Annotated in this window: 23 protein-coding genes and 1 tRNA gene; 19 read left to right on the plus strand and 5 right to left on the minus strand. The window is 32.0% G+C overall.

The genetic code is table 11. The features are described from left to right. The 3 genes from B2989_RS02355 to B2989_RS02365 all read left to right on the plus strand — a co-directional run. Positions 1-1,593, plus strand: a 1,593-nt coding sequence (locus B2989_RS02355) for an efflux RND transporter periplasmic adaptor subunit (RefSeq protein ID WP_292943576.1), incomplete at its 5' end; no start/stop codon positions are given. A gap of 21 nt (positions 1,594-1,614) precedes the next feature. After that, complete coding sequence (locus tag B2989_RS02360) at positions 1,615-2,055, plus strand: heavy-metal-associated domain-containing protein (RefSeq protein WP_292943578.1); 441 nt, start codon at positions 1,615-1,617, stop codon at positions 2,053-2,055. A 407-nt stretch (positions 2,056-2,462) separates the two neighbouring features. Then, on the plus strand, positions 2,463-2,738 hold the full coding sequence (locus B2989_RS02365; protein ID WP_191101293.1) for a helix-turn-helix domain-containing protein: 276 nt from the start codon (positions 2,463-2,465) through the stop codon (positions 2,736-2,738). Positions 2,739-2,851: 113 nt separating this feature from the next. On the opposite strand, the gene B2989_RS02370 is transcribed toward B2989_RS02365, so the two are convergent. Both B2989_RS02370 and B2989_RS02375 read right to left on the minus strand, forming a co-directional pair. Further along, positions 2,852-2,925, minus strand: a tRNA-Arg gene (locus B2989_RS02370). A gap of 65 nt (positions 2,926-2,990) precedes the next feature. Continuing rightward, on the minus strand, positions 2,991-3,143 hold the full coding sequence (locus B2989_RS02375; RefSeq protein ID WP_292943582.1) for an SsrA-binding protein: 153 nt from the start codon (positions 3,141-3,143) through the stop codon (positions 2,991-2,993). Positions 3,144-3,691: 548 nt separating this feature from the next. Between B2989_RS02375 and B2989_RS02380 the strand changes: the two genes are divergently transcribed. Next, entirely contained in the window at positions 3,692-5,659 is a 1,968-nt protein-coding gene (locus B2989_RS02380; RefSeq protein ID WP_292943585.1) for an endonuclease, read from the plus strand. 336 nt (positions 5,660-5,995) lie between these two features. After that, positions 5,996-6,937 (plus strand): calcium/sodium antiporter, encoded by a 942-nt coding sequence (locus B2989_RS02385; RefSeq protein WP_292943587.1) that lies wholly within the window; start codon positions 5,996-5,998, stop codon positions 6,935-6,937. Between the two features lie 81 nt (positions 6,938-7,018). Here the strand turns inward: B2989_RS02385 and B2989_RS02390 are convergent, their stop codons facing one another. Then, on the minus strand, positions 7,019-8,038 hold the full coding sequence (locus tag B2989_RS02390; RefSeq protein WP_145000548.1) for a glutamine synthetase beta-grasp domain-containing protein: 1,020 nt from the start codon (positions 8,036-8,038) through the stop codon (positions 7,019-7,021). A 188-nt stretch (positions 8,039-8,226) separates the two neighbouring features. Here B2989_RS02390 and B2989_RS02395 point away from each other — a divergent pair, with 188 nt between their 5' ends. The 14 genes from B2989_RS02395 to B2989_RS02460 all read left to right on the plus strand — a co-directional run bounded on the left by B2989_RS02395 (position 8,227) and on the right by B2989_RS02460 (position 25,229). Then, on the plus strand, positions 8,227-10,413 hold the full coding sequence (locus B2989_RS02395) for a glutamine synthetase III (RefSeq protein WP_292943595.1): 2,187 nt from the start codon (positions 8,227-8,229) through the stop codon (positions 10,411-10,413). A 193-nt stretch (positions 10,414-10,606) separates the two neighbouring features. Beyond that, complete coding sequence (locus tag B2989_RS02400; protein ID WP_292943598.1) at positions 10,607-11,542, plus strand: hypothetical protein; 936 nt, start codon at positions 10,607-10,609, stop codon at positions 11,540-11,542. A gap of 441 nt (positions 11,543-11,983) precedes the next feature. Beyond that, positions 11,984-13,924 carry a beta strand repeat-containing protein gene (locus tag B2989_RS02405; RefSeq protein ID WP_292943601.1) on the plus strand — a complete coding sequence of 647 codons (1,941 nt, stop codon included), beginning with the start codon at positions 11,984-11,986 and terminating at the stop codon, positions 13,922-13,924. A gap of 132 nt (positions 13,925-14,056) precedes the next feature. Then, on the plus strand, positions 14,057-14,569 hold the full coding sequence (locus B2989_RS02410) for a hypothetical protein (RefSeq protein WP_292943604.1): 513 nt from the start codon (positions 14,057-14,059) through the stop codon (positions 14,567-14,569). 40 nt (positions 14,570-14,609) lie between these two features. Continuing rightward, entirely contained in the window at positions 14,610-15,770 is a 1,161-nt protein-coding gene (locus B2989_RS02415; protein WP_292943606.1) for a CsgE family curli-type amyloid fiber assembly protein, read from the plus strand. Between the two features lie 10 nt (positions 15,771-15,780). Beyond that, on the plus strand, positions 15,781-16,179 hold the full coding sequence (locus B2989_RS02420) for a curli production assembly/transport component CsgF (protein WP_145000536.1): 399 nt from the start codon (positions 15,781-15,783) through the stop codon (positions 16,177-16,179). Positions 16,180-16,196: 17 nt separating this feature from the next. After that, complete coding sequence (locus B2989_RS02425; RefSeq protein WP_292943609.1) at positions 16,197-17,684, plus strand: CsgG/HfaB family protein; 1,488 nt, start codon at positions 16,197-16,199, stop codon at positions 17,682-17,684. A gap of 40 nt (positions 17,685-17,724) precedes the next feature. Further along, a complete protein-coding gene (locus tag B2989_RS02430) occupies positions 17,725-19,212 on the plus strand; it encodes a carboxypeptidase regulatory-like domain-containing protein (RefSeq protein ID WP_292943612.1) in 1,488 nt (495 codons plus the stop codon). Positions 19,213-19,303: 91 nt separating this feature from the next. Then, positions 19,304-20,482, plus strand: a complete 1,179-nt coding sequence (locus tag B2989_RS02435) for an AIR synthase related protein (protein WP_292943615.1) — start codon at positions 19,304-19,306, stop codon at positions 20,480-20,482. Positions 20,483-20,505: 23 nt separating this feature from the next. Further along, positions 20,506-21,477, plus strand: coding sequence for a DUF3078 domain-containing protein (locus B2989_RS02440; RefSeq protein ID WP_292943618.1), 972 nt, complete (start codon positions 20,506-20,508; stop codon positions 21,475-21,477). Between the two features lie 198 nt (positions 21,478-21,675). Further along, positions 21,676-22,176: a hypothetical protein gene (locus tag B2989_RS02445; RefSeq protein WP_292943621.1), complete on the plus strand. Its 501-nt coding sequence runs from the start codon at positions 21,676-21,678 to the stop codon at positions 22,174-22,176. Positions 22,177-22,312: 136 nt separating this feature from the next. Next, positions 22,313-23,389, plus strand: a complete 1,077-nt coding sequence (prfA, locus tag B2989_RS02450) for a peptide chain release factor 1 (RefSeq protein WP_145000524.1) — start codon at positions 22,313-22,315, stop codon at positions 23,387-23,389. A gap of 34 nt (positions 23,390-23,423) precedes the next feature. Then, the gene (gene pyrF / locus B2989_RS02455; RefSeq protein WP_292943626.1) at positions 23,424-24,242 is read left to right on the plus strand and encodes an orotidine-5'-phosphate decarboxylase; all 819 of its coding nucleotides are present in this window, start codon (positions 23,424-23,426) and stop codon (positions 24,240-24,242) included. A gap of 195 nt (positions 24,243-24,437) precedes the next feature. After that, on the plus strand, positions 24,438-25,229 hold the full coding sequence (locus B2989_RS02460; protein ID WP_292943629.1) for an ABC transporter substrate-binding protein: 792 nt from the start codon (positions 24,438-24,440) through the stop codon (positions 25,227-25,229). Here the strand turns inward: B2989_RS02460 and B2989_RS02465 are convergent. Beyond that, entirely contained in the window at positions 25,212-25,409 is a 198-nt protein-coding gene (locus B2989_RS02465) for a Lacal_2735 family protein (protein ID WP_292943632.1), read from the minus strand. The genes B2989_RS02460 and B2989_RS02465 overlap by 18 nt on opposite strands. Before the next feature lie 238 nt (positions 25,410-25,647). After that, positions 25,648-26,349, minus strand: coding sequence for a DUF4197 domain-containing protein (locus B2989_RS02470; protein ID WP_292943635.1), 702 nt, complete (start codon positions 26,347-26,349; stop codon positions 25,648-25,650). Between the last annotated feature and the right edge of the window lie 52 nt (positions 26,350-26,401).

Here is a 26,401-nt window from a genome sequence, read left to right on the forward strand (position 1 = left end):
CCTATTTGTGGTATGGATTTAATTCCTGCTGATGGTGGAAGTGATGGTTTATTAGCAGACCAATTCAAATTGACTGAAAACGCAATGGCTTTAGCTAATATTCAAACATCTATTGTTGGTAAAGGCAATGTTGAAGGCAATACTATCAAATTATCTGGTAAAATTGCTGAAAACGAAGAAGCTAATGCAGTACAAGTCAGTTACTTTTCAGGTAGAATTGAACGCTTGAATGTGAGTTTTACAGGCGAAGAAGTTCGTAAAGGTCAATTATTGGCAACCATTTATTCACCAGAACTCTATGCAGCACAACAAGAATTAATTACAGCAGCATCTTTAAAAGAATCACAACCTGCTTTATACAAAGCAGTCCGTAATAAATTGAAATTATGGAAGCTCTCTGAAAATCAAATCAATCAGATTGAAGAAACAGGGAAAGTAAAAGAAAACTTTCCTGTTTATGCGACCGTTTCGGGTACTGTTACAGAAAAATTGGTAGAGCAAGGCGATTACATTAAACAAGGACAACCCTTACTTAAAATTGCTAATCTAAACACGGTTTGGGGAAATTTTGATGTGTATGAAAATCAGATTGACCGCTTTAAAAAAGGACAGGAAGTGATGATAACAACCAATGCTTATCCTAATAAAGAGTTTAAAGGTAAAGTAGATTTCATTGACCCAGTTTTAAACACGAAAACAAGAACTGTAAACTTACGTGTTGTTTTAAGCAATAAGGACGATGTATTTAAACCAGGAATGTTTGTAACCGCAAATATTGAAGGCAGTACAGCTAATAATGATGACCTATTAACAATTCCTTCATCTTCTGTGTTATGGACAGGTGAACGTTCTGTGGTGTACCTTAAAACAAATCCAGACCAACCTATTTTTGAAATGCGTGAAATTAAATTAGGCAATCAAATTGGTAATGAATATGAAGTTGTAGAAGGATTATTTGTTGGAAATGAAATAGTGACTAACGGTACATTTACGGTTGATGCAGCAGCACAATTACAAGGGAAAAAGTCTATGATGAATAAAGATGGTGGTAAAGTAATGACTGGACACGAAGGTCATTTAGGTATGGATAACAATGCATCTAACAAAGAAAGTGACCACACTAATATGAATGAGCGTTTGGAAGTATCAGCGAAATTTCAAGAGCAGTTAAAAGCTGTTTTCAATGCGTATATCAATTTAAAAGATGCTTTAGTAAAAGAAGATTCAAAAAGTACTTCAACAAGCACAAAAACTTTATTAAATGAATTGAACAAAGTAGATATGAAATTGTTGTCAGATAATAAGGCGCATAACCATTGGATGTCATTAGAAGGCGAAATAAAATCTTCTGCAACTTCAATTTCTGAAACGTCCGATATAGAATCACAAAGAGACCTTTTTAAACATTTATCATCACATCTAATCAATGCTGTACAACTATTTGGTGTCAATGAAAAGGTTTATGTGGAATTTTGTCCAATGGCAGATAACAATAATGGTGCATATTGGTTGAGCAAAGAAGAAAAAGTAATCAACCCATATTTTGGTGAAGCAATGCTAACCTGTGGAGAAGTAAAACAAGTAATAGAATAATAACAATTAAATTTTTAAACAATGAAAAAAGTAATTTTAAGTGTAGCTGTAATAGCAGCATTAGGTTTAACAAGTTGTAAAAACGAAACCAAAAAAGAAACAGAAACCACAACTACTGAAATGTCTAAAGATATGGCAATGATAGACCTGTCTTTTGGTGTAAGAGGAAATTGCGGAATGTGTAAAAACACTATCGAAAAAGCAGCTAACGGTGTTGAAGGTGTGGCAAGTGCCAATTGGGACGTTGATAAAAAGAAGATTGATGTGTCATTTGATGATTCAAAAACGGATGCAATGGCAATCCATAAAGCAATCGCAGCTTCAGGTTATGATACCGAAAAAGTAGCTGGTGATGAAGAGGCATTTAACAGTCTTCCATCTTGCTGTCAATATAAACACGATATGATAATGAATAAATCTGGTGAGGAAAAAAGTGATGACCATTCAAACCACGACCATTAGATCAATAATGAAAGAGTCTTTTTCGGAAGGCTCTTTTTTATTCCATACAAGTCAGAACCTAGTTTTTTTGCTTGCTTCGATTTGAGTCTGTCGAAAGCTCAAAATCCTTTGTGTTATTACGCGAGCAATACATAGTTGGTTTTATGTTATAATACTTGTATCCAACGCTATAATAGCACATTGCTTGTTTTATTTAAAAGTATCTATATAAATAAATTAGTACAATAAAAAAGCAAAGGGCTATTGCTAATGCTTAAAACCTCTATTCCGCAACAAAACTGACCCAAAGCTAAGTTGTATAATAGAAGCAATAGCTTCACTTCTCTCATTTTTTTAGACGTCTATCTTACCTCAAGTTTTTGTTTGCTTCATTTCGTTAACTTTCATTTTATAAAAAATAATAAGGTATGATAACAAAAACAATAGAAGTACAAGAAATTACAGTAGATGAATTAGCAGATAGAGTAGCAGATAAGCTTTTAATAAAAATAAAACATTATTTAAATGATTTGCATACTAATGGAAATGAAGCGTATTTAACAAGACAAGAAACGGCAGATTTTTTAAAAATTAGTTTAGTTTCACTTTGGAATTGGACAAACAAAGGTATTATAAAGAGTTACGCTATTGGTAATAAACGCTATTACAATAAACAGGAAATATTAGCTATACTCAGAAAATAACAATAATTATACAGGCAGTAATAGCGAAATTATACAGTTATTTTTCTGCAAATTTTCTGCAAATAAAAAAAACCAACATTTACAAAAGCTTTGTAAAGTATTGGTTTTATTAGTGACCTCGACAGGATTCAAACCTGTAACCTCTTGAGCCGTAATCAAGTGCGCTATTCAGTTGCGCCACGAGGCCTTTTTTTTGTGGGTGCAAATATATTACTTTTTTATAATAACATCAAAACTTTTTGATGAATTAATTTAATTTAATGCGTTTTTTGTAACAAATACCTTCCATCCAAAAATTGCCAACTGTATTTTAGTGGCTTTGCTGAGGTCTAATTTTTGTTTCGTGTAACTTGGTAGTACCAGCTTATTGAGCTTTGCCAACAGCTTGAATCCTGCTTTTTTCATAATTGAAATTTAAATTCAAAATTATTGCTTTAGTAATTGATAGCCAAATAGTCCTTAATATTTAAAAATAGTAAAACCTATTCTAGACTAAGTTTTACATTTTTTTGGTTTAAAGTATAATCGATGTTATAATATCGATTACTAATTGGGCGATTGTTAGCATAATTTTAAGTTTAAGGGTTAATAATAGCAATACTTTTCAGGATTGTTTTTTGAAGATATATTTTTTTGATATTATTCTCCAAGAAAAAAAGGATATATCTATACATTTGACTTTACTTATTAAAGTAAAAAGATCTAATCTATTTCAATATTTTATTAACTGCCTTAATTAAAGTTTTAATTTGTAGTTATAAAGTTATTTTATGGTTTCTATTTGATATCTATGTAGGGCTTTTTTCAATAGTATATTTTTTTTCTAGGGGATTTTGTTATGTTTTTAAATCAAAAAAGAGGTTTTGATTATTTTTGATTATTAAAAGGTTAATTAACTATTGTTTAAAAGGTCAGCTAATAATATCTGCTATATTTGCAAAAAAAATAATTGGATGAAAAAAATTACTTTACTTTTTATTATGCTTATTTCGGCAATAGGGTATTCTCAATCTGTTGTTATTAACGAGTTAGACTCTGATACACCAGGAATTGATGATCAAGAATTTATAGAGCTGCTATCAAGTACTCCTAACTTTTCTTTAGATGGATATGTCGTTGTGTTGTTTAATGGTTCTTCATCTGGTGCTGATTCTAGTTATTTTGCTTTGGATTTAGATGGTTATACGACAGATGTTAATGGTTTGTTGTTAATTGGTAGTACAGGTGTTTCTCCTTTTCCTCAATTAATTATACCTGCTAACCTTATTCAAAACGGAGCAGATGCAGCTGCTATATATTTAGGTGATGACACTGATTTTCCGGAAGGGACTTTAGCAACACAGACTAATTTAGTAGATGCATTAGTTTATGATACTACGGATTCTGATGATACAGGTTTAATGGCATTGCTTGGTGTGACAGAGCAGATTAATGAGGGTTCTGGAAATAATACAAATTCAATTCAGCGTTTTGATGACGGTTTGGGTAATCCAGATAGTATAACTTATGTGTCTACAGTACCAACACCAAGAGCATTAAATGATGGAAGCGGTATTATATTAAACGGTGTGTTAACATCTGTAACGCAAACGCAAGTTGACGAAGGAGCTGCTTTTGATATTACTTTTACTACAGAGCAAAATGTGGATTCTGATTTAACTATTGATTTTACTTTAAATAATGGAGGTTTTAATACATCTGATTTTTCAGGAAGTACATCTGTGGTTGTGCCATTAGGGCAAAATACCATTTCTACAACTATCGCGTTAATAGACGATGTTTTAGATGAAGGTGATGAGGTTTTAAAAATTGTGATTTCTAGTTTGCCTACGGTTTATATTGCGCTTAACAATAACTTAGAAGTGAGAGTTGTGGATAATGATTTTGTTGTTGCTCCATTTGGAACACCTTTAAACCCAACTTATGGTATTGTGGCTAGTACGCAACCTACTGATTATTATGATAGTTTAGATGGCTTATCTGGAGTTGCTTTACAGCAAGCTTTGCAAGACATCGTTGCAGAAGAAGGTGTGGTTAAAGCGCAAACCTATTCTGATATAATAGATATTTTAGAAGCAGCAGATCAAAATCCTGCAAATAGTAATCAGGTTTGGCTAGTGTACTCTGAGATTGGTCGTCCAAAGTTAGACTATCAGACAACATCTAATAATACAGGTACTTGGAATAGAGAACATACTTTTCCAAGGTCATTAGCAGGTTACAATAGTATTGATTTAGATGATTTTAGAGATGGTAAAGATGTGTTTTGGAATACCACAGCAGATTCCTTACGTCATGGTAATAGTGATGGACATGCATTGCGTGCTGCAGATGGACCAGAAAACAGTTCTAGAGGAAATCAACACTACGGAGAATACAATGGACCTACAGGTACAGCAGGAAGCTTTAAAGGTGATGTTGCTAGAAGTGTTTTGTATATGCAAATCCGTTATAATGGATTAAGTGTTGTAAACGGTTATCCAAGCGTATCAGGTCAAATGGGTGATTTAGCGACGCTTTTAGATTGGCATAGAAACGATCCGCCAGATGATTTTGAAATGAACAGAAACAATGTGGTTTATGAATGGCAAGTAAATAGAAACCCTTTTATTGATCAACCTGATTTGGTTGAATATATTTGGGGAAATCAAGTTGGTAACACATGGAATCAGTCTTTAAGTGTTGCTGATTTTACGACAGAAACTTTAAAACTATATCCAAATCCGGTAACAGATAAATTATTTATTTCAGGAGAAAATCAAATGTATGATTTGTCAATTTTTTCTTCGGAAGGAAGAGCTGTTTTATCACAAACGGTTATTAATAATAGCTATATTGATTTAAAACTAGCAAGCGGTTTATATATGGTTGTAATTGAAACTGAAGATAAACGTATTACAAAAAAAATAATTGTAGAATAGTATTTATACTAGACAATAAAAAGCCCAAACATATTGTTTGGGCTTTTTTATTAGTAGATTTATTTGGTAACTTATTTTGAATTTATTTATAATTCTCCTGTACCATCTAAAGTTGTTTCTATTGGACTTATTCCTTTATGATACTGATAACTTGTTTTAGTTTTATTTCCTTTTTTGTCATTTGTTGAGATTTTAATTTTGAAAATTTTATCCTTACTATTGCTTTTTATAGTTGAGAATTAGTTTTACAAAAGTGTTTTCCGCTACAGCGAAAAAAATTAAGTCCTAATTCTTTTTGAAGATTTCAAAATGTATCTTCGCAAAAATTATATTATTATGAGTGTAGCATATCTTATTTTAGGTTTTGTATTATTAGTAGTGGGAGGAGAGTTTTTGGTGCGATCATCTGTAGCCTTGTCCTTTAAGCTTAATATTTCTAAAATTGTAATTGGTATGACAGTTGTGTCCTTTGCGACATCTGCGCCAGAATTATTGGTTAGTTTGCAAGCAGCTTTAAGTGGGTCGCCTGCAATTGCAATTAATAATGTGGTGGGTTCCAATATAGCAAACATAGGTTTAGTGCTTGGTATAACAGCAATTGTAGGTGCAATCGCAATAGATAAGTCTTTTTATAAATTGACTTGGCCAGTTATGATGTTGTTTTCTATGGCGTTATATTATTTTTTATGGAATGATAACCAATTAGTTGCTATGGAAGGTTTAGTGCTTTTTATTGGATTAATTGTTTTTATAGTCTATTTGATTAAAACACAAAAATCTACGGATGATTTAGAGGAAGTGGATGATGCCTTAGCTGTGGTGTCTAACTTTAAAATTGGTATCTGGTTATTTATTGGTGCAGCTGCTTTGTATTTTGGTAGTGAATGGCTAGTTAAAGGAGCTACACAAATAGCTACAAGCTTAGGCGTTAGTGAAGCTGTAATTGGTGTAACTATGATTGCAATTGGTACAAGTGTGCCTGAGTTAGCAGCATCGGTTATTGCAGCAGCTAAAAAGGAAAAAGCAATATCATTAGGGAATCTGATTGGATCAAATATCTTTAATATTGGGTCTGTGCTGGGTTTAACATCTATGATAAAGACAATTCCTGTAACAGAATCTTTAATATTGTCTAGAGATATATTTTGGATGTTAATTTTTGCAGCTTTAGTGTTGGTGCTAGGATTGTTGCCTAAGCAGCATGAAATTGGTAAAATTAAAGGTTTTGGCTTAGTATTGATTTATGCAGTTTTTATAATATTAGTTTTTAGAGGGTAATTTAGTTTATCGTTTATATATAAAAAAACGCTTTCTAGTTATAGAAAGCGTTTTTTAATGGATTTAACTATGTAATCAATATTAACTAATATTAGCAGATTTTACAGTTTTAATAATACGACCTGCTATTTTGTATGGATCACCATTTGATGCTGGACGACGGTCTTCTAACCAACCTTTCCATCCTTTCTCTACAGTGATAATTGGTATACGTATAGATGCACCTCTATCAGACACACCATAACTAAAGTCATGGATTGATGCTGTTTCGTGATCTCCAGTTAAACGTTGGTCGTTAAACTCTCCGTAAACCGCAATGTGCTCTTTAACCACTGGTCTAAATGCTTCGCAAATTTTCTCGTAAGTTTCTTGGCTACCACATGTTCTTAAAACAGTGTTAGAGAAGTTAGCGTGCATACCAGAACCATTCCAATCCATATCTTTACCTAATGGTTTTGGATGGTATTCAATATAATAACCGTATTGTTCAGTTAATCTGTCAAGCAAATATCTTGCAATCCAGATTTCGTCTCCTGCTTTTTTAGCACCTTTAGCAAATAATTGAAATTCCCATTGTCCAGAAGCAACCTCTTGGTTAATTCCTTCAAAGTTAAGGCCAGCATCGATACATAAGTCTGCATGCTCTTCAACTAAATCTCTACCATGTGTATGTCTTCCGCCAACAGAGCAGTAATACATACCTTGTGGTGCAGGATAACCACCAATAGGGAAACCTAAAGGTAATTGTGTTTTGTTATCCATGATAAAATATTCTTGCTCAAAACCAAACCAGAAATCTTCATCTTCATCTTCAATAGTAGCTCTACCATTAGATACATGTGGTGTGCCATCTGCATTTAAAACTTCTGTCATTACTAAATAACCATCTCTTCTTGCAGGATCTGGGTAAATTGCGACAGGTTTTAAAAGACAATCAGAAGCGCCTCCTGAAGCCTGTTTAGTAGATGAACCATCAAAAGACCAAATTGGGCAGTCTTCTAATTTTCCACTAAAGTCATTTTCAACTTTAGTTTTACTTCTCATGTTTTGTGTTGGAAAGTATCCATCTAACCAGATGTATTCTAATTTAGATTTTTTCATGGTAAAAACTCATTTTAGTTATATGTTAAGGCAAATATAGAATAAAATTGAATTCACCTCTAAAAAAATATGGGTATAATTGATAATTTTATTAAAAGAATGTTAATAACCCTGTTTTTTTTAGGGTATGACATTTTGCAAGTGTTATTTTTTGTAAATTCGTAATTCAACTAATTAAAAAAAAGAATATGTCAACATTAAGATTTCATGCTATAAAAGAATCATTAAAACGACGTCCTGTTGTAATTGAAGAAAAACAACGACGCTCAGAAATTTTTGGAAGCAATGTTTTTAATGAGTCTACCATGCGTCAATATTTAACTAAAGAAGCTTTTGAAAGTGTTAGTGATGCTATTAAATTGGGAAAAAAAATTGATAGAATAGTTGCGGATCATATTTCTACAGGAATGAAAGAATGGGCTATCTCTAAAGGAGCAACCCATTACACACACTGGTTTCAACCTTTAACAGGTGCAACAGCAGAAAAGCATGATGCTTTTTTTGAAACTATTGGAGGCGGATTAGCAATAGAGAAATTTGGAGGCGGACAATTAGTGCAACAAGAGCCTGATGCATCAAGTTTTCCTAATGGAGGAATAAGAAATACCTTTGAAGCTCGTGGTTATACAGCTTGGGACCCAACGTCTCCTGCTTTTATATATGGTACAACATTGTGTATTCCTACCGTTTTTGTGTCTTACACAGGAGAAGCCTTAGATTATAAAACGCCTTTGCTTAGAGCATTACAGGCTGTAGATAGCGCAGCTGTAGCTGTGTGTAAGTACTTTGATAAAAATGTTAAAAAAGTAAATGCCTCTTTAGGTTGGGAGCAAGAGTATTTTTTAATAGATCGTGATTTGGCAATGTCTAGACCAGATATAGTGCAAACAGGTCGTACATTATTAGGACACTCTCCAGCTAAAGGACAACAGTTAGATGATCACTATTTTGGGACAATACCAAATCGTGTAATGGCTTTTATGAGAGATCTTGAAACAGAGTGCATGCTATTAGGTATTCCGGTAAAAACTAGACATAATGAGGTGGCTCCTAATCAATTTGAATTAGCACCAATTTATGACGAAGCTAATTTGGCTGTAGACCATAATTCATTATTAATGGATGTGATGGATAAAATTTCAGACAGACATAATTTTAAAGTTCTATTTCATGAAAAACCGTTTGCAGGTGTAAATGGGTCAGGAAAACATAACAATTGGAGCTTAAGCACAGATACTGGAGTTAATTTATTAGGACCAGGAAAAACACCTATGAGTAATCTTCAGTTTTTAACCTTTTTTATAAATACTATTAAAGCGGTATATGATAATGAAGAGCTGCTGCGTGCTGCAATTGCATCTGCAAGTAATGATCATCGTTTAGGAGCTAATGAGGCACCTCCTGCTATTATATCTGTATTTATAGGAGATCAGTTAACTAAAACTTTAAATGAGTTAGAAAACGTAACGGATGGCAAATTATCTCCAGAGGAAAAAACAGATTTAAAACTTAATGTTGTTGGTAAAATACCTGATGTATTGCTAGATAATACTGATCGTAATAGGACGTCTCCTTTTGCCTTTACAGGAAATAAATTCGAGTTTAGAGCGGTTGGATCTACTGCTAATTGTGCTAACCCAATGACGGTTTTAAATAGTATTGTTGCAAAACAATTAATCGACTTTAAAAAAGAGGTGGATACCTTAATAGAGAAAAAGGATATGAAAAAAGATGATGCTATCTTTAATATATTAAGAGAGTACATCAAAAAATCTAAAAACATATTATTTGAAGGTAATGGGTATGGTGAAGCCTGGGAGAAGGAAGCAGAAAAAAGAGGCTTAAGTAACAATAAAACGACACCAGAAGCATTAAAGGCTAAAGTATCTAAAAAAACTTTAGAGCTGTTTGAAGGTTTAGGTGTCATGAATAAGATTGAATCTGAAGCGCGTTATGAAATTGAAATGGAAGAGTATGTACTTCGTGTGCAAATTGAAAGTCGTGTTATAGGTGATATTGCTCGTAACCATGTTGTGCCTACAGCTGTTAGATATCAAAATATACTAATTAAAAATGTAAAAGGCTTAAAAGAGATCTATGGAGCAGATTTTAAAAAGTTTGCAAAAGAACAACTTAATTTAATAGAAGAAATTTCAGAACACATCGCATCTATTAATTCTAACGTGACTAAAATGACTGAAGCGCGTAAAAAGTCTAATAAAGATGAAAATATAGAAACCAAAGCTAAAGCTTATTGCAACAAGGTTAAGCCTTTATTTGATGATATTAGATACCATTGTGATAAACTTGAATTGTTAGTTGATGACGAGTTGTGGCCTTTAACAAAGTATAGAGAGTTGTTGTTTACTAAATAAATGTATAAATATTTATATAAAAAAAAGCCTCAATATTTATTGAGGCTTTTTTGTGCTCTATAATTCTGTTTGTCCGAGAAAATTATGAGATTATCGAAAAGTTGCTTTAAATATGCTGATTTATATGGTATTATCATTTTTTGATACATATAATATATATCTTTGAGATGCTATTAATCAATATATATTCAAAATGAAAAAAATCATTCTATGCGCATCTGCGCTAATGTGTGGGTCAGTCATGCTCGCACAATCAAACGTTAGTGATGTCGATCAAACTGGTGTTTCTAACGATTCTGATGTATTCCAACAAGGAGCAAATAATGACTCTGACGTAGATCAATATGGATCTGTTCCTGGTAACCCAAACAGTGGTGAAGCAAACGATTCTGATGTATTTCAATTAGGAAATTTAAACAAGTCTAAAGTTAAGCAAGCAGGAGATAGAAACCTTGGTGATGTTTATCAAGAAGGAAACAGAAACAACGCTCGTATTGATCAAGGTACAAGTGCAGCAGAAGATAATATAGCTTACACAAACCAATTTGGTAACCGAAACAAATCAGTTCAAATCCAACGTTTTGACAATAACTTTGGAGATATTGATCAAGATGGAAACAGAAATGTAGGACGACAAAATCAAAATGCAGTACCTAATCAGTCGGCAGGAAATACAGCTTACTTGACCCAAGTAGGAAACAGAAACTTTTCTAACCAAAAACAAACAGGAGGAGATAACTTTAGTGATGTAGATCAAATTGGTAACAATAATGAATCTAGAGTTTTTCAGGTAGGGATTAATAATTCTTCTTTAGTTGGTCAAATAGGTAATTTAAACGATTCTTATGTATCACAAGATGGAGATGATAATGTTGAAACGACAAGTCAAACAGGAAATAATAATATAGCCTCTACTATACAAGATGGTGATCTAAACGATTCTGCAACGTTGCAATTAGGTAACTCTAATAGTAGTATGGTAAGCCAAATTGGTCTTTCTCATTTAAGTGATGTTTATCAATCCGGTAATTTTAATACAAGTACAGTTGATCAGGGTGGTAATACACATATTAGTGATGTAGATCAAATAGGTGATTCTAATATATCTATTGTTACTCAAAACGATTAATATTAAAAAGTGTTATTTAAAAAAAAAAGAGGGTTCTTTAAAGAATCCTCTTTTTTTTATACCTATAAATTTTTATTGAAGTAATTAATGTAAGGTCTATATAAAATTCTTCAACATGTAATTTGAGTTATTTATTATCTTTAAATTTCTTTAAAATTATCTTAGGAAGACTATGTAGGTTAAGGTGTGCTGTCTTACTACGGTTTTTTTGCTCTTTTTTTATACGTAGTTGTACGTATATTCAAGTGTATTAGGGGTTTAGGTGTTATTTTGAATCTAAAAATATTGTAGGAAAATTCTCTTTAAAACATGCGTTTTAACGTGTAAATCTCAATTATTAACGAATATATAGTTAAAAACGCATGTTTTTTTGGTTATCAAATTTTAGGAGTGAATAAATTCTTTATCTTTGAATTGCTATTAATCAATATATATTTAAACATGAAAAAAGTATTTTTCAGCGCAGCTGCGCTAATGTGTGGAACAATGATGTTTGCACAATCGAACAACAGTGATGTAGACCAGATCGGAAGTGGAAATGCTTCAACTGTAATGCAAACTGGTATGACCAATGACTCTGACGTAGATTCAGTCGGAGATGATAACATTTCTACGGTAGATCAAAACGGAACTTCTAACACTAATGAGACTCGCCAAACTGGAGGAGGACCAGGAGGAGATGGTTTATCTGATGATAATATTTCTGCAGTTAATCAAACAGGAGATTTAAACAATAATTTTACTTGGCAAGATGGTGACTTAAATGCAAGTGACGTTGATCAAATGGGAGATAGTAATGACTCATACACAGATCAGTGGGGAGACAGTAACTCAAGTACTGTTGACCAAGATGGTGATAGAAACGATTCTGATGTATTCCAAGGTTATGGTACAGCAGGTGATGGTTCTCATACCAGTACAGTAGAGCAGGATGGAGATGATAACACATCTTTAGTAAATCAATTTGGAGGTTCTGGAAATAATTCAGTAGTTGAACAAGTTGGAAATTTAAATGATTCTGATGTTTCTCAAGATGGTAATAACAATGACTCTACTGTATGGCAAGGTACTGTAGGAGATTCTAATATTAGTACTGTTACTCAGACAGGAGATGATAACGATTCTTTTGTATGGCAAGATGGTGATAGTAATTTATCAGATGTAGATCAAACAGGAGATAATAACGATTCTTATGTTGACCAATGGGGAGATTTTAACACTTCTGATGTAGATCAAGATGGTGACGGAAACGATTCAGATGTTTTTCAGGGTTATTCAGGAGATAATAACACGAGTGTTGTTGATCAAAATGGTGACAATAATACGTCTTATGTGAGTCAAGACAATGATTTAGGAGGAGGAAATGATTCTTCAGTTACACAAACAGGAAACGATAACGATTCTAATGTTGACCAAGATGGAGAGTCTAACATTAGTGATGTTGACCAAATTGGTGATATGAACATTAGTGATGTTGACCAAACTGGTGATATGAACATTTCTGATGTTGATCAAGATGGAAATATGAATGACGCTAGTGTTGATCAAAATGGAGATATGAATGACTCTTTAGTAGATCAAGATGGTGATAGTAATGATGCAGACGCTGATCAAGATGGGAATAATAATGACTCAGATATCTGGCAAACAGGTGATATGAATACAGCTGCAGTTACTCAATTAGGAAATGATAACTGGGGTCAAGCAGAGCAAATTGGTAATTCTAATCTTGCAGATGTTAGTCAAATAGGTAATGATAATTATGGAGGAGCAGGACAATATGGAGATATGAATGATAGTGATATTGATCAAGTTGGTGATTTCAACTACGCACTTTCAATTCAACAAGGTAACTCTAATATTTCTACTCAAAATCAACAAGGTAACGCTAACACAGCAACAACTTATCAAATAGGTAACACTAATGAGTCTTATGTGGATCAAATAGGAAACAATAATGGATCAGCTGTAACTCAATTAGGTAACGATAACGATTCTGATGTAGATCAAAATGGAAATGCTAATAGTAGTTCTGTTTCTCAAACAGGAAACACTAACATCTCTGTAGTTGCTCAAGATGGTACAGGAAACCAAAGTCAAGTGACTTCTACTGGAAACGATAATCAATCATATGTAGATCAAGATGGTACAGCTAACAATAGTTCGGTTTCACAAATGGGAGATTTACATTTATCTAACGTAACTCAAAACGGATTGTTAAATAATAGTATTGTTGATCAAGACGGTTTTATGCACGATAGTTATGTTAATCAACAAGGGGATTTTAATTCTAGTACAGTAGATCAAAACGGAACAACTCATTCAAGTTCTGTGGATCAAATTGGAAACGGAAACTCTTCTTCTGTAACTCAAAATGACTAAGCAGAAGCTTTTGTAAAATAGATTATTTAGTAAAATAATTATAAGGTATAAGAGCATTAATTTGCTCTTATACTTTTTATAACAGATTTATTTTATAACTTACATGTAGTAACACAGTTAAAACATAAGACTATGAAAACAATATTTAAAATTTTAATAGTTGCCTTAATTCTTATATCGAGTAATACTCTTACTGCTCAAACTTTTGAAGCTCAAGAAGAGAGTCAGTTGTCGGGTTTTGATACACAGGCGTCACAAGAAAACTTTTTACTTAATCAAAGTGCTTCAAACTTAAATTCAGCTTCAACAAATAATGCAATCTTTATTGCTCAGATTGGAGATAATAATGAAGCGGTAAGTGTCACAAGATCTACACAAAGTAATATTAATATAATCCAAAACGGTAACGATAACCTTACTGTATTAGATATTAATAGTACTAAACTTGTTGAAACGGTAATACAAAATGGAGATAATAATACAGTTTTTGATTACAGTCCTTTTAAAACAGATATAAAAAACACAACGATTAATCAAACAGGGAATAACCAAAATTTGACCATGTTTGGATCAAATTCTTTATCAGAAAAAATTAAAATTTCTATGCAAGGACAAGACCAATCAATCATAATTAGAAATTTTTAAAAAATAAGCCATTATGTTTTTATGTGAATTCAAAAAAACAATGGTATTAATTGTTGTCTTTTTTTATGCTATTAACGCTCACTCGCAATCGTATAACACGCAAGTTGAGGCAAAGCTGATAGTTACCCAAGACAATGATATTATTAATATAAAGGGCGTTGCTATTAATAAAATGCAATTGTCTAAAAGTATATCTTATAAATTATCTGTTTTTAAAACAGATAAAAATCAAAACAAATCTAAAAACGAGCAAAGCGGACAATTAGATTTAAATGCAGATCAACAAAAAGATTTGTCAACAACATCCATTAATTTTGATCAAGAGACAAAGGTGATAATTCTACTTTTAATTTTTGATTCAACAGATAATATTATTGGTATGGATAGAATCGTTTATAACGATAATGAAGACAATAATCTTAATGTTAAAAAAAATATTGCAGAAAAAATTGATGATATTAGTCTCAAAATTTCTGCGCAATTAGTAAACAATGAAGTTGAGGCTAAAATAGAAACAGCTCAACAAAATGACTTTACAACCATAAAAGCTACAGCTTTCAATAAAACCGAAATTACAAAAAGTTTAATCTTTAAATTAATGGTTTTTGATAAAGAAGAAAGTGTAGATAACCTTCTTGAAGACAAAAAGCAACGCTTTATTATATCTGCCAATCAAAAAATAGAACTTGCTGAGGCTTCATTTAATATTATTGGAGATCAGCCAGTTATTTGCGTTATGCTTATATATGACTTAGATAATAATTTGATAGGTCAAGACCGAGTGGTTTATAATGATAAGTCAAATTTAGATATAGAAAATAAACAAAAATTATTAGATAAATTAAAAGAGGAACAGGCAAACTCTCAAGACGTCAATAAAGGTAAAAGAGATGGTTTAGAGTTAAAAGGAATCGTAGTTGAAGACACAAAAACAAAACCAGGTAGGGACTTCTACAAGTTATTTTATTCTTTATACACTCAAAATAATATTAACGGTAATAAAGTAGTGACAATCAAAGAGGTATTAGCATTAGGTAGAAACACGAAAATAGAGGTTATTGTTGGAGATGATGAGATTTTTTCGTTTTTTGTAAGACCTAGTCTTGAGTATTTAACTAAAATGAATGATTACGCGATAGTTAACGTATACAAACATTTTAAAAAACTTGAAAACGAATCTAAAACAATTAAACGCTATTAACTTTTTAGACATGAAAAAATTACTAATAATTTTAATTTTCTCGGCTAGCTACTTCTGTGTTGGTCAACAGTTATCTTATAAACCTATAAATCCAGCATTTGGAGGAGATACTTTTAATTATCAATGGTTATTAAGTTCAGCTAACGCTCAAAATTCTTTTACAGACCCAAAAGCAAACCAATCAGATGATGACAGCTCTTTAGCAGCATTTTCCGAAAATTTAAATAGACAAATACTTAGTCAGTTATCTAGATCTCTATTTCAAACACAATTAGGAGAAGGTCTACAAGAAGGAAATTTTAGTTTTGGTAGTTTAGCACTAGAAGTTTATGACTCTGCAGAAGGCTTAGTCATTAATATTTTAGATACAACTACTGGAGAGCAGACACAAATTATAGTCCCTAATTAACCACTTAATTATTTATCATGCTTAACTATAGATCTGCTTTTGCAGTCATATTATTTTTATTATTAACCAGTTGTGGTGCGTTTTTTAACCAACCTTACAAGCAAGAACGAGCTAGGATTGGTGAAACCTCTCCAGTTGCACAAAAGTTAAAAGAGTTTCCATTACCTCAAGAACCTGTTGTAGCTGGAGTATATAACTTTAAAGATCAAACAGGTCAGTACAAAGCTGTAGAAAATGGAAGTACTTTTAGCACAGCAGTCTCTCAAGGAGGTACAACGATGTTAAATAAGGCCTTAGAGGACTCTAAATGGTTTACAGTTATTGAAAGGGAAAACTTAGGTAATCTTTTAAACGAAAGAAATATAATTAGATCTACTCGTGATGAGTATAGAAAAAATCAAAACCCAAGCGAGCCTAATTTACCACCATTACTTTATGCAGGAATATTATTAGAAGGTGGTGTTATATCCTATGATACTAATATTATCACAGGTGGTGCAGGAGCAAGATATTTAGGAGTAGGTACTTCAACACAATATAGACAAGATAGGATTACAGTGTATTTAAGAGCGGTGTCTACCTCTAGTGGTAGAGTGTTAAAAACAGTTTATATTTCAAAAACAATCTTATCTCAAGCAGTATCTGCAAATCTGTTTAAGTACGTTAAATTTCAAAGATTACTTGAGACTGAAATAGGTTTTACAAAAAATGAACCTGTCCAATTAGCCATGAAAGAGGCTATTGAAAAAGCAGTAGAGGCTTTGATTATTGAAGGAATAAAAGACGAATTATGGTTGCCAAGATTAAATGAGGAAGCTACAGCTAAACTTGTAGAAGACTATGATGCTGAAAAAGATGAAGCTATTACTACAGAGTTATACGATCGTTTTTTAACAGAAAGAAGAGGCGATTACGCAATTACAGCAGCATTAGGAGGTACATTAATGAATGGTGATTTGGCTAATCCTCAGCTAGCTTTTAATGGTAAATTAGGATTTAAACGTAAATTAAATCCATATTTAGGATTAGATTTTTCTTTTAATAAATTTAATTTAGAAAACAAAGAAATGTTTAATGAAGGATTTATGTCCTTTGATTTAAATTTAGAATATAAAATCTTACCATTTGACAACCTAACACCTTACTTGTTTGGCGGTATTGGTACAAATGCTTTGGACTATTTTAACACTTTAGACCCTAAATTACAGGCAGGTTTAGGAATAGAGTATTTGGTAAAAGATAACTTAGGAATATACGTGTTTGGAGAGCATAACTTAGTATTTTCTGATAAATTGGATGGTGTAGTGTCTGGATCCATTGACGATATGTTTTATCGTTTTGGGGTAGGTGTTAATATTTATCTATCTACACCAAATACTAAATTTAATCAACGTAAAGAGTTAGAGCGTCTTAAAAAGGCAGAATTTAGAGCCTTGAAAAAAGAAAATCGTAGACAAATGCAAGAAAAAAACAAGTTAGCACGTCCAATCAAAAAAGATAATTAATCTGTTAAATTTTAGTTTAACATTTAAAAAAGTGAAACAGATGAAAACATTTTCAAAATATATAAGTTTATTAGTCATAATCTTACTAGTCGTTGGTTGTAGTGAAGACAAAGTATCCTTTAGTGGTACTGGTTCAATAACAGGAAAAGTGGTTTCTAAAGGAGATAATGTACCACTAGAAAATACAAGAGTGTCAACAAACCCTAGTTCTAGTATCGTTTTTACAGATGCTTCTGGAGATTTTGTAATTAATAATGTTGCAATTGGTACTTATTCTGTACAAGCACAAAAAGATGGCTATTTATCAAAGTTTGAGTCAGCGACTGTTACTGAGGATAATAGTGTAAACGTGATTTTTGAGCTAGAAGTAGAAACCGCTAATAATGACGCGCCAAATGCACCAATTTTAGTGACACCTGCTAATAATGCGATTAATCAAACCTTAACTGTAGATCTAACTTGGGTTGGGACAGATCCTGAAGATGATGATTTAGTTTATCAAGTTCAGATATTAAACGACCAAAATTCAGATGTTTTAAATTATACAGACCTAACAGATACCACATTGACGGTTACAGGATTAGACTACGGAATCAAATATTTTTGGCAAGTATCTGCTTCAGACAATATTAATGATCCGGTTTTAAGTGAAACGTTTAACTTTAAAACCATTGAGTTTCCTACCAACAGAGTCTTTTTTACTAGAAAAATAAATGGTAATAATGTTATATTTTCTGCGGATTCTGATGGTAATGAGTACCAATTAACATCATCAGGTAGTAATAGTTGGAGGCCAAGAAAAGCAAGCAATATTGATAAGTTAGCATTTTTAAGATCAAATGGAGGTCAAACACAAATTTATACTATGGATCTTAACGGATCCAACGTGGCTCAGGTAACTAATAGTATTTCAGTTAATGGCTTTAATTTAGAAGAACTAGATTTTGAGTGGAAAGATGATAATACAAAATTTGTATATCCAAATTTTGATAAGCTATATCAAATAAATGTAGATGGTTCAGGGTTAACCCAAATCCATCAGACATTAAACGCTAATTTTATAACAGAGGTTGATTGGAATCAATTTACACAACGTTTAGCGATTAAAACAAATAATGCTTCTGGTTATAACGTAGAGATTTACACGATAAATAATTCTGGTACAATCTTGGACTATGTATTACAAGGCGTTAATGGTGCTGCTGGAGGATTAGACTATTCTTTTGATGGAACAAAGTTATTATATACATATGATGTGTCTGGTAATCAAAATACAGATTACAGACAATTAAATAACCATATGTTTATTTATGAAATAGCGACTTCTGCTGTTGATGATATATCATTAAATAAACCTGCTGGTACTAATGATTTAGATCCTAAATTTTCACCAAATGAAGCTCAGGTTATTTTTGTTAATACGTCAAATGATGGAATATCACAAAAAGACATAGTTGTAATTGATGTATTAACTACTAATGATAGAACCTTGTTTTTAGAAAATGCAAAAATGCCAGATTGGAAGTAAATACTTACTTTACATCATTTTAAATAGAAAAGCACACATATTACTTGTGTGCTTTTTATTTATAAATATCTTTGTAGCCTAACACAACACAATGAGTTCCGAAATTTCTAAACGCTACAGCCAAAGAGGTGTATCTGCTTCAAAAGAAGATGTACACAACGCAATTAAAAATATTGATAAAGGTTTATTTCCTAAAGCTTTCTGCAAAATAGTGCCTGATTATTTAACCAACGATTCAGAATATTGCTTAATTATGCATGCAGATGGAGCTGGTACAAAATCGTCTTTAGCCTATATGTATTGGAAAGAAACAGGTGATCTTTCGGTTTGGAAAGGCATTGCACAAGACGCATTAATCATGAATATTGATGATTTGTTATGTGTTGGTGCAACAGATAATATCATGCTGTCATCTACCATTGGAAGAAATAAAAACTTAATTCCAGGCGACGTTATTTCAGCAATAATAAATGGGACAGAAGCGCTAATAGAGGATTTAAAATCTTTTGGAGTAACCATCCATAGTACAGGAGGAGAGACTGCAGATGTAGGAGACTTAGTCCGAACGATTATAGTAGACTCTACCGTAACAGCAAGAATAAAACGAACTGATGTTATAGATAATGCTAATATAAAAGCAGGAGATGTCATAGTTGGTCTAGAAAGTTTTGGTCAAGCAACTTACGAGAAAAGTTATAATGGAGGTATGGGAAGTAATGGTCTGACCTCTGCTAGACATGATGTTTTTAGTAAGTATTTGGCAGATAAATATCCTGAAAGTTTTGACGCGTCTGTACCAGAAGATTTAGTTTACTCTGGTCAAGTAAAGCTGACAGATAAGGTTGAAGATTCTCCAATAGATGCAGGTCAATTAGTGCTTTCGCCAACTAGAACATATGCACCTATTATAAAAGAAATATTATCTAAATATAATAATAAAGAAGTGCATGGTATGGTGCATTGTAGTGGAGGAGCGCAAACAAAAATCCTTCATTTTATAGATAACCTTCATATTGTAAAGGATAATTTGTTTCCTGTACCACCATTGTTTAAATTAATTCAAGAACAATCTAAGACAGATTGGAAAGAGATGTACCAAGTGTTTAACTGTGGACATAGGATGGAGCTATACGTGTCACCAGAAATAGCACAGTCTATTATCGAAATTTCAAAATCATATAATGTTAATGCTCAGGTCATTGGAAGGGTAGAGGCTTCAGATGCTAAAAAGCTTACAATAGAAAGTCAATACGGAACGTTTGTTTATTAATTACAAATGAAAAATTAAAAGATATGAAAGGCTTTTTCTTAATATGCTTAATGGTTTGTGTAAATAGTGTATTTGCCCAAACAGAACAACCAGTAAATCCACAAAACCCAGAACAACCAGTAAAAGTTTTGGATACAGTAAAATGGAGACAATTAAATAAACTTGGGTTAGACATAAATGAAGTCACCTTTGTTAATTGGAATGCTGGAGGAGCAAATTCAATATCAGCACTATTAGCCATAAAATCTAGTTTAAGATATAAAAAAAATAACCTAATTTGGTTTAATGAAGTTAGAACGCGTTACGGTGTAAACAAACAAGAAAACCAACGTTTAAGAAAAACTGAAGACGAGTTAGAGCTAATTTCTACCTTAGGTTTTAGAAAAGACACTATTACTAATTGGTATTATTCTGGACGTTTTAATTTTAAAACTCAGTATGCTAATGGATATAACTATCCAAATAGGGATAATGCTATTTCTAGATTTATGGCACCTGGTTACTTGTTTGTTGGAGGCGGAGTGGAATACGGTAAAAACATCGAAAAATTATCATTTTATATGTCTCCATTAACCTTTAAAGCAACCTTTGTGTTAGATCAGGAATTAGCGGATAAAGGTACTTTTGGTGTAAGTCCTGCAATTTTTGATACACTGGGTAATAAAATAGTAGATGGTGAAAATGTAAGGACAGAAATGGGTGTTTTAGTTACAAATTCTTATGAGACTCAGGTTTTAGAAAATATTTATCTTAAAAATAGAGTAAGTTTATATACTGATTATTTAAATAGTTTTGGTAATATAGATGTAGACTGGGAAGTCGTCTTTGATTTTAAGGTTAATGATTTTGTAAAAGCAACTTTAGGATCGCACTTAAGATATGATAATGATGTTAAGATTATTGAAGAAACAGAGATAGAAGATGAATTTGCAGAAAAAGGAGCCTCAATACAATGGAAGCAACTTTTAGGTATTGGAGTGATAGTTGATTTTTAAAATTATAAAGACTTATTGAAAACTAAACAAGCTATAAAAATTTTCACTTTAATTGTTGTTATTTTAAACATAGCATCGATAGTCTTTTTGGACTTTTTTAATAGCCAAATTGTTAGACTCGTTTCAAGTTGTCTCTTTTTATTGTTATTTGTTTTTTATAAAATAAAAGATAAAAATCTAATTGGTTTTATCTGTTTGTTGATTGTCGCAGATGCTTTTGATTTGTACTATCTTCAACCATTTATAATTGAAACCTATTCGGTAATTAAAATGTTAGCATTCTCTTTATTATGTGTCAATTTATATAAAAAATTTAAACATCAAAAGCTAGGTAAAACTATTACAGGCTTATTTGTAGTCGTTATCATTATTAACCTATTAATTGGTTATAAAGCAGTATCCGAAACATCAACATTATTAGATTATAGTCAGTTGTTGTCCATTCAATTATATTGGATTGTATGCGTTATTTCTGGTGCTTTAGCAGCTAAATATTATTTTTGTGACGACTCCATTAAAGCGGTTTATTTTGTTGGGTTTACATTTTTATTCATTTTCACAGACTTAAGTGGTTTTATAGCTAATTTTTTTGAAGCCTATGCTTTCTTTTTTATTGAAAGACTCTTGTACTATTTAGCCTTTATGTACTTAGGGTATTACTTGTTTTTTGCTTCTGACATAAATATTGAAAAGCCTTAATTTTGATTTTATAAGACCAAATGTTTAGCATTTTAAAAAAGGAAATTTTAAATAAATGCTTTATTGTAAGCAAACAATATTAAAGTATTGCAAATTCATAAATTATCGTATTTTTGTTTCACAATTTTAGAAGAAGATGTTAGAGAAGTTACAAATAGTTAAGCAACGTTTTGATGAGGTTAGTGATTTAATCATTCAACCTGATGTTATCACAGATCAAAAGCGTTATGTAGAACTAAATAAAGAGTATAAGGATTTACGTTTATTAATGGATAAGCGTGAGATATATATCGAATTTACTGAAAATTTAAAAGAAGCTGAAGAAATTATTGCAGATGGTAGTGATGCCGAAATGGTAGACATGGCTAAAATGCAATACGACGAAGCTAAAGAGGCAATACCAAAACTAGAAGACGAGATCAGAGTGTTATTAATACCTAAAGACCCTCAAGATTCTAAAAATGCAGTGGTTGAGCTTCGTGCTGGAACAGGTGGAGATGAAGCTAGTATTTTTGCAGGAGATTTATTTAGAATGTACACCAAATATTGCGAAAGCAGAGGATGGAAAGTAGATACTGTAGATTATAGCGAAGGTACAAATGGAGGTTTTAAAGAAATCCAATTTGAAGTCACTGGAGATGATGTTTACGGGACTTTAAAGTTTGAAGCTGGTGTGCATCGTGTACAACGTGTACCACAAACCGAAACTCAAGGACGTGTACATACAAGTGCAGCAACTGTAATGGTTTTTCCAGAAGCTGAAGAGTTTGATGTAGAGATTAACCCTAAAGAAGTTCGGGTAGATTTTTTCTGTTCTTCTGGACCAGGTGGACAATCCGTAAATACAACATATTCTGCAGTACGTTTAACGCACATTCCAACAGGATTAGTAGCGCAATGTCAGGATCAAAAATCACAACATAAAAACAAAGAGAAAGCTTTTAAAGTATTACGCTCGCGTTTATACGACATGGAGTTGGCTAAGAAAAACGAAGAAGATGCAGCCTTACGTGGTACGATGGTAACCTCTGGAGATAGAAGTGCTAAGATTAGAACTTACAACTACTCGCAAGGACGTGTTACGGATCACAGAATTGGTTTAACATTATACGATTTACAAAACATTGTAAATGGAGATATCCAAAAAATTATTGACGAATTACAATTAGCTGATAATACAGAAAAATTAAAAGCTAGTGACCAACATATTTAATAACAAGCCTCTTTATTGAGGCTTTTTTTATAACATGACAACACAACAACTACTAGAACAAATACACATCAAAAAATCCTTTTTATGTATTGGATTAGATGTCGATTTAAACAAAATTCCTAAACACTTATTACAAACCGAAGATCCTATTTTCGAGTTTAATAAAGCTATTATTGATGCAACACATCACTTATGTGTATCTTATAAGCCTAACACTGCATTTTACGAAGCTTATGGTTTAAAAGGCTGGAAAGCATTACAAAAAACGATAAACTATCTTAACGAAAAGCATCCAGAGATTTTTACAATAGCAGACGCTAAACGTGGTGATATTGGTAATACTAGTACAATGTATGCAAAAGCTTTTTTTGAAGACTTAGCGTTTGACAGTGTTACTGTTGCTCCTTACATGGGAAAAGATTCGGTAGAACCATTTCTGGCTTTTAAAAACAAGCACACTATTATGTTAGCGCTAACCTCTAATCAAGGTGCTTTTGATTTTCAAACTAAAACAGTAGATGGTAAAGAGCTGTACAAACAAGTACTAGAAACCTCTAAATCGTGGGTAAATGCTGAAAACCTAATGTACGTAGTTGGTGCAACTAAGGCTGAGTATTTTGCAGACATTAGAAAAATAGTTCCAAATAGTTTTTTACTAGTTCCTGGTGTTGGCGCTCAAGGCGGAAACCTTCAAGACGTTTGTACATACGGAATGAACGATAATGTTGGCTTATTAATAAACTCGTCAAGAGGAATTATATATGCTTCAACTAACGAAGATTTTGCACAGGCAGCAGCTGCAAAAGCAAAAGATTTACAGCAACAAATGGAAGTTATTTTAAATAGTAAATAAACAATTGAACGTTCTGTCATGCTGAATTTATTTCAGTATCACATTATTTAAGTAATAATAGTAATGTTATGTCGTACGGTCAATCGTAATGCTGGACTTATTTCAATAAAAATAATATCGTTTTGTAACGTCATGCTGAACTTGTTTAAGTATCTCATTATTAAAAACATCACGACAATTTTAAGCCATAACTAAATGACACTTACAGACCAAATAGGTAATACTCTTAACATAGATGCAACACCAATATGCATCATCTCGTTAGTGCCTTCTCAAACCGAATTGCTCTATGATTTAGGTCTAGAAGATAGTATTGTTGGACTTACTAAATTTTGTGTACATCCAGTACATTTAAAAGGAGATAAGCAAATTGTGGGAGGAACAAAGCAAATTAATCTTGAAAAAATTAAGGCATTAAAACCTGATATTATACTTTGTAATAAAGAAGAAAATACGCAAGATATCGTGTCAGATTGTCAAGCTATTTGTCCTGTACATGTTTCAGATATTGTAACTGTAGTAGATTGCTTGGATTTAATAAAGCAATATGGTCAGCTTTTTAACAAACGTGATAATGCTAAAAAGATTTGCGAAACTATTGAAACTAACTTAAAAGAATTTCAAATTTTTATAAAAGAAAAAGCCAGTTTAAAAGTAGCCTATTTTATTTGGAAAGATCCTTGGATGGTCGCTGCTAACGGAACATTTATAAATCATTTGTTACAATTAAATAAATTTGAGAATATATACGCTAACCTAGATCGTTATCCAGAGGTCGATATAAAAGCAATGCAGCTAGAAGGCAATCCTGAGGTTATATTATTATCTAGTGAGCCTTATCCTTTTAAAAAGGTACACGCTTTAGAAGTTAGTCATGCATCAAATAATGCAAAAGTTATTTTTGTGGATGGCGAGTATTTTTCGTGGTATGGTTCTAGATTACTAAAAGCGTTTGATTATTTTAAAAAATTAAGAGACCGTTTGTGATTGTTCTCTTGCTAAAAATTTTAATCTATTTAGCTTATTTAAAATCTTAATAGCTTTAAATGCAGATACGTCACTTTGTTCGTGGTCTGTTTGCCTTAAATTATAAGACTGTTCTATAAGCTGTTTGTATCGCTTATTGAGCTTATTTTGATGTTGTTTTAGTAAATTTAGTCTGTCCATGGTCTTAGGGGTTGGTAATTAGACATTTAAATTACTTTTTTTATTGATATAAACAAAATAATTAGCGATTTTTTGGCACAAAAAAAGAGCCCATTCTTAACCCTAAAAATAGACTCTAATTACTAACTAAACTAACTCTGCATCAAAAACGAAAGTGTGCTTTCTAATACGATGCAAATATCTAGCTTATATTTTGTTTCAATGTTAACTTAGTATTATTCTAAGTTTAATAAAAGGGTTAATCTTGTAAAGCAAATACTTTTTGTAATAAAGCAGTTGTTCTAGAGCCAACTTTGGTTCTAATTTCTTGCTCTTCAACAGCAATCATAGTGTAAACACCTTTTAAAGCTTCTCCAGTAACATAATCTGTTAAATCAGGATTAACATTATTTGTAAAAGGGATAGCATTATATTTATTAATTAAGTTAGCCCAAATTTGGTCAGCACCAACTTTATCAAATGAGGCCTTAATAACTGGGTTAAACTTGTCATATAAAGCAGTTTGTGTTTTGCTACTTAAGTATTGCGTTGCAGCATCATTACTTCCTAATAGGATATTTTTAGCATCAGTAAAAGTAATCTCTTTAACTGCATTAATAAAAATTGGTGTAGCCTCTCCAACAGCATCTTCTGCAGCTCTGTTTAATACTTTTAAACCTTCATCAGCAAGATTACTTAAGCCAATATCACGTAAGGCTTTATCAACTTTTTGTAATTCCTCTGGAAGTAAAATTTTAACTAATTCGTTTTTAAAAAAACCATCCGTTTGTGTCAATTTAGAAACCTGTTTGTCAATACCTAAGTCTAAAGCTTGTCTTAATCCTCCAGCAATATCTAAGTCGCTAACACCACCAGCTTGCGGTAATTGGTTAACAACTTGCTGTAATTCTGCGCAAGCAGTAAAATTTAAAACAATTAGTAACGCTAATATTTTTTTCATGTTATATAATTTAAGGCACAAATATACCTATTAATAGGATGCGTTTTTAATA

The organism is Olleya sp. UBA1516, from assembly GCF_002323495.1.
Taxonomy (GTDB): domain Bacteria; phylum Bacteroidota; class Bacteroidia; order Flavobacteriales; family Flavobacteriaceae; genus Olleya.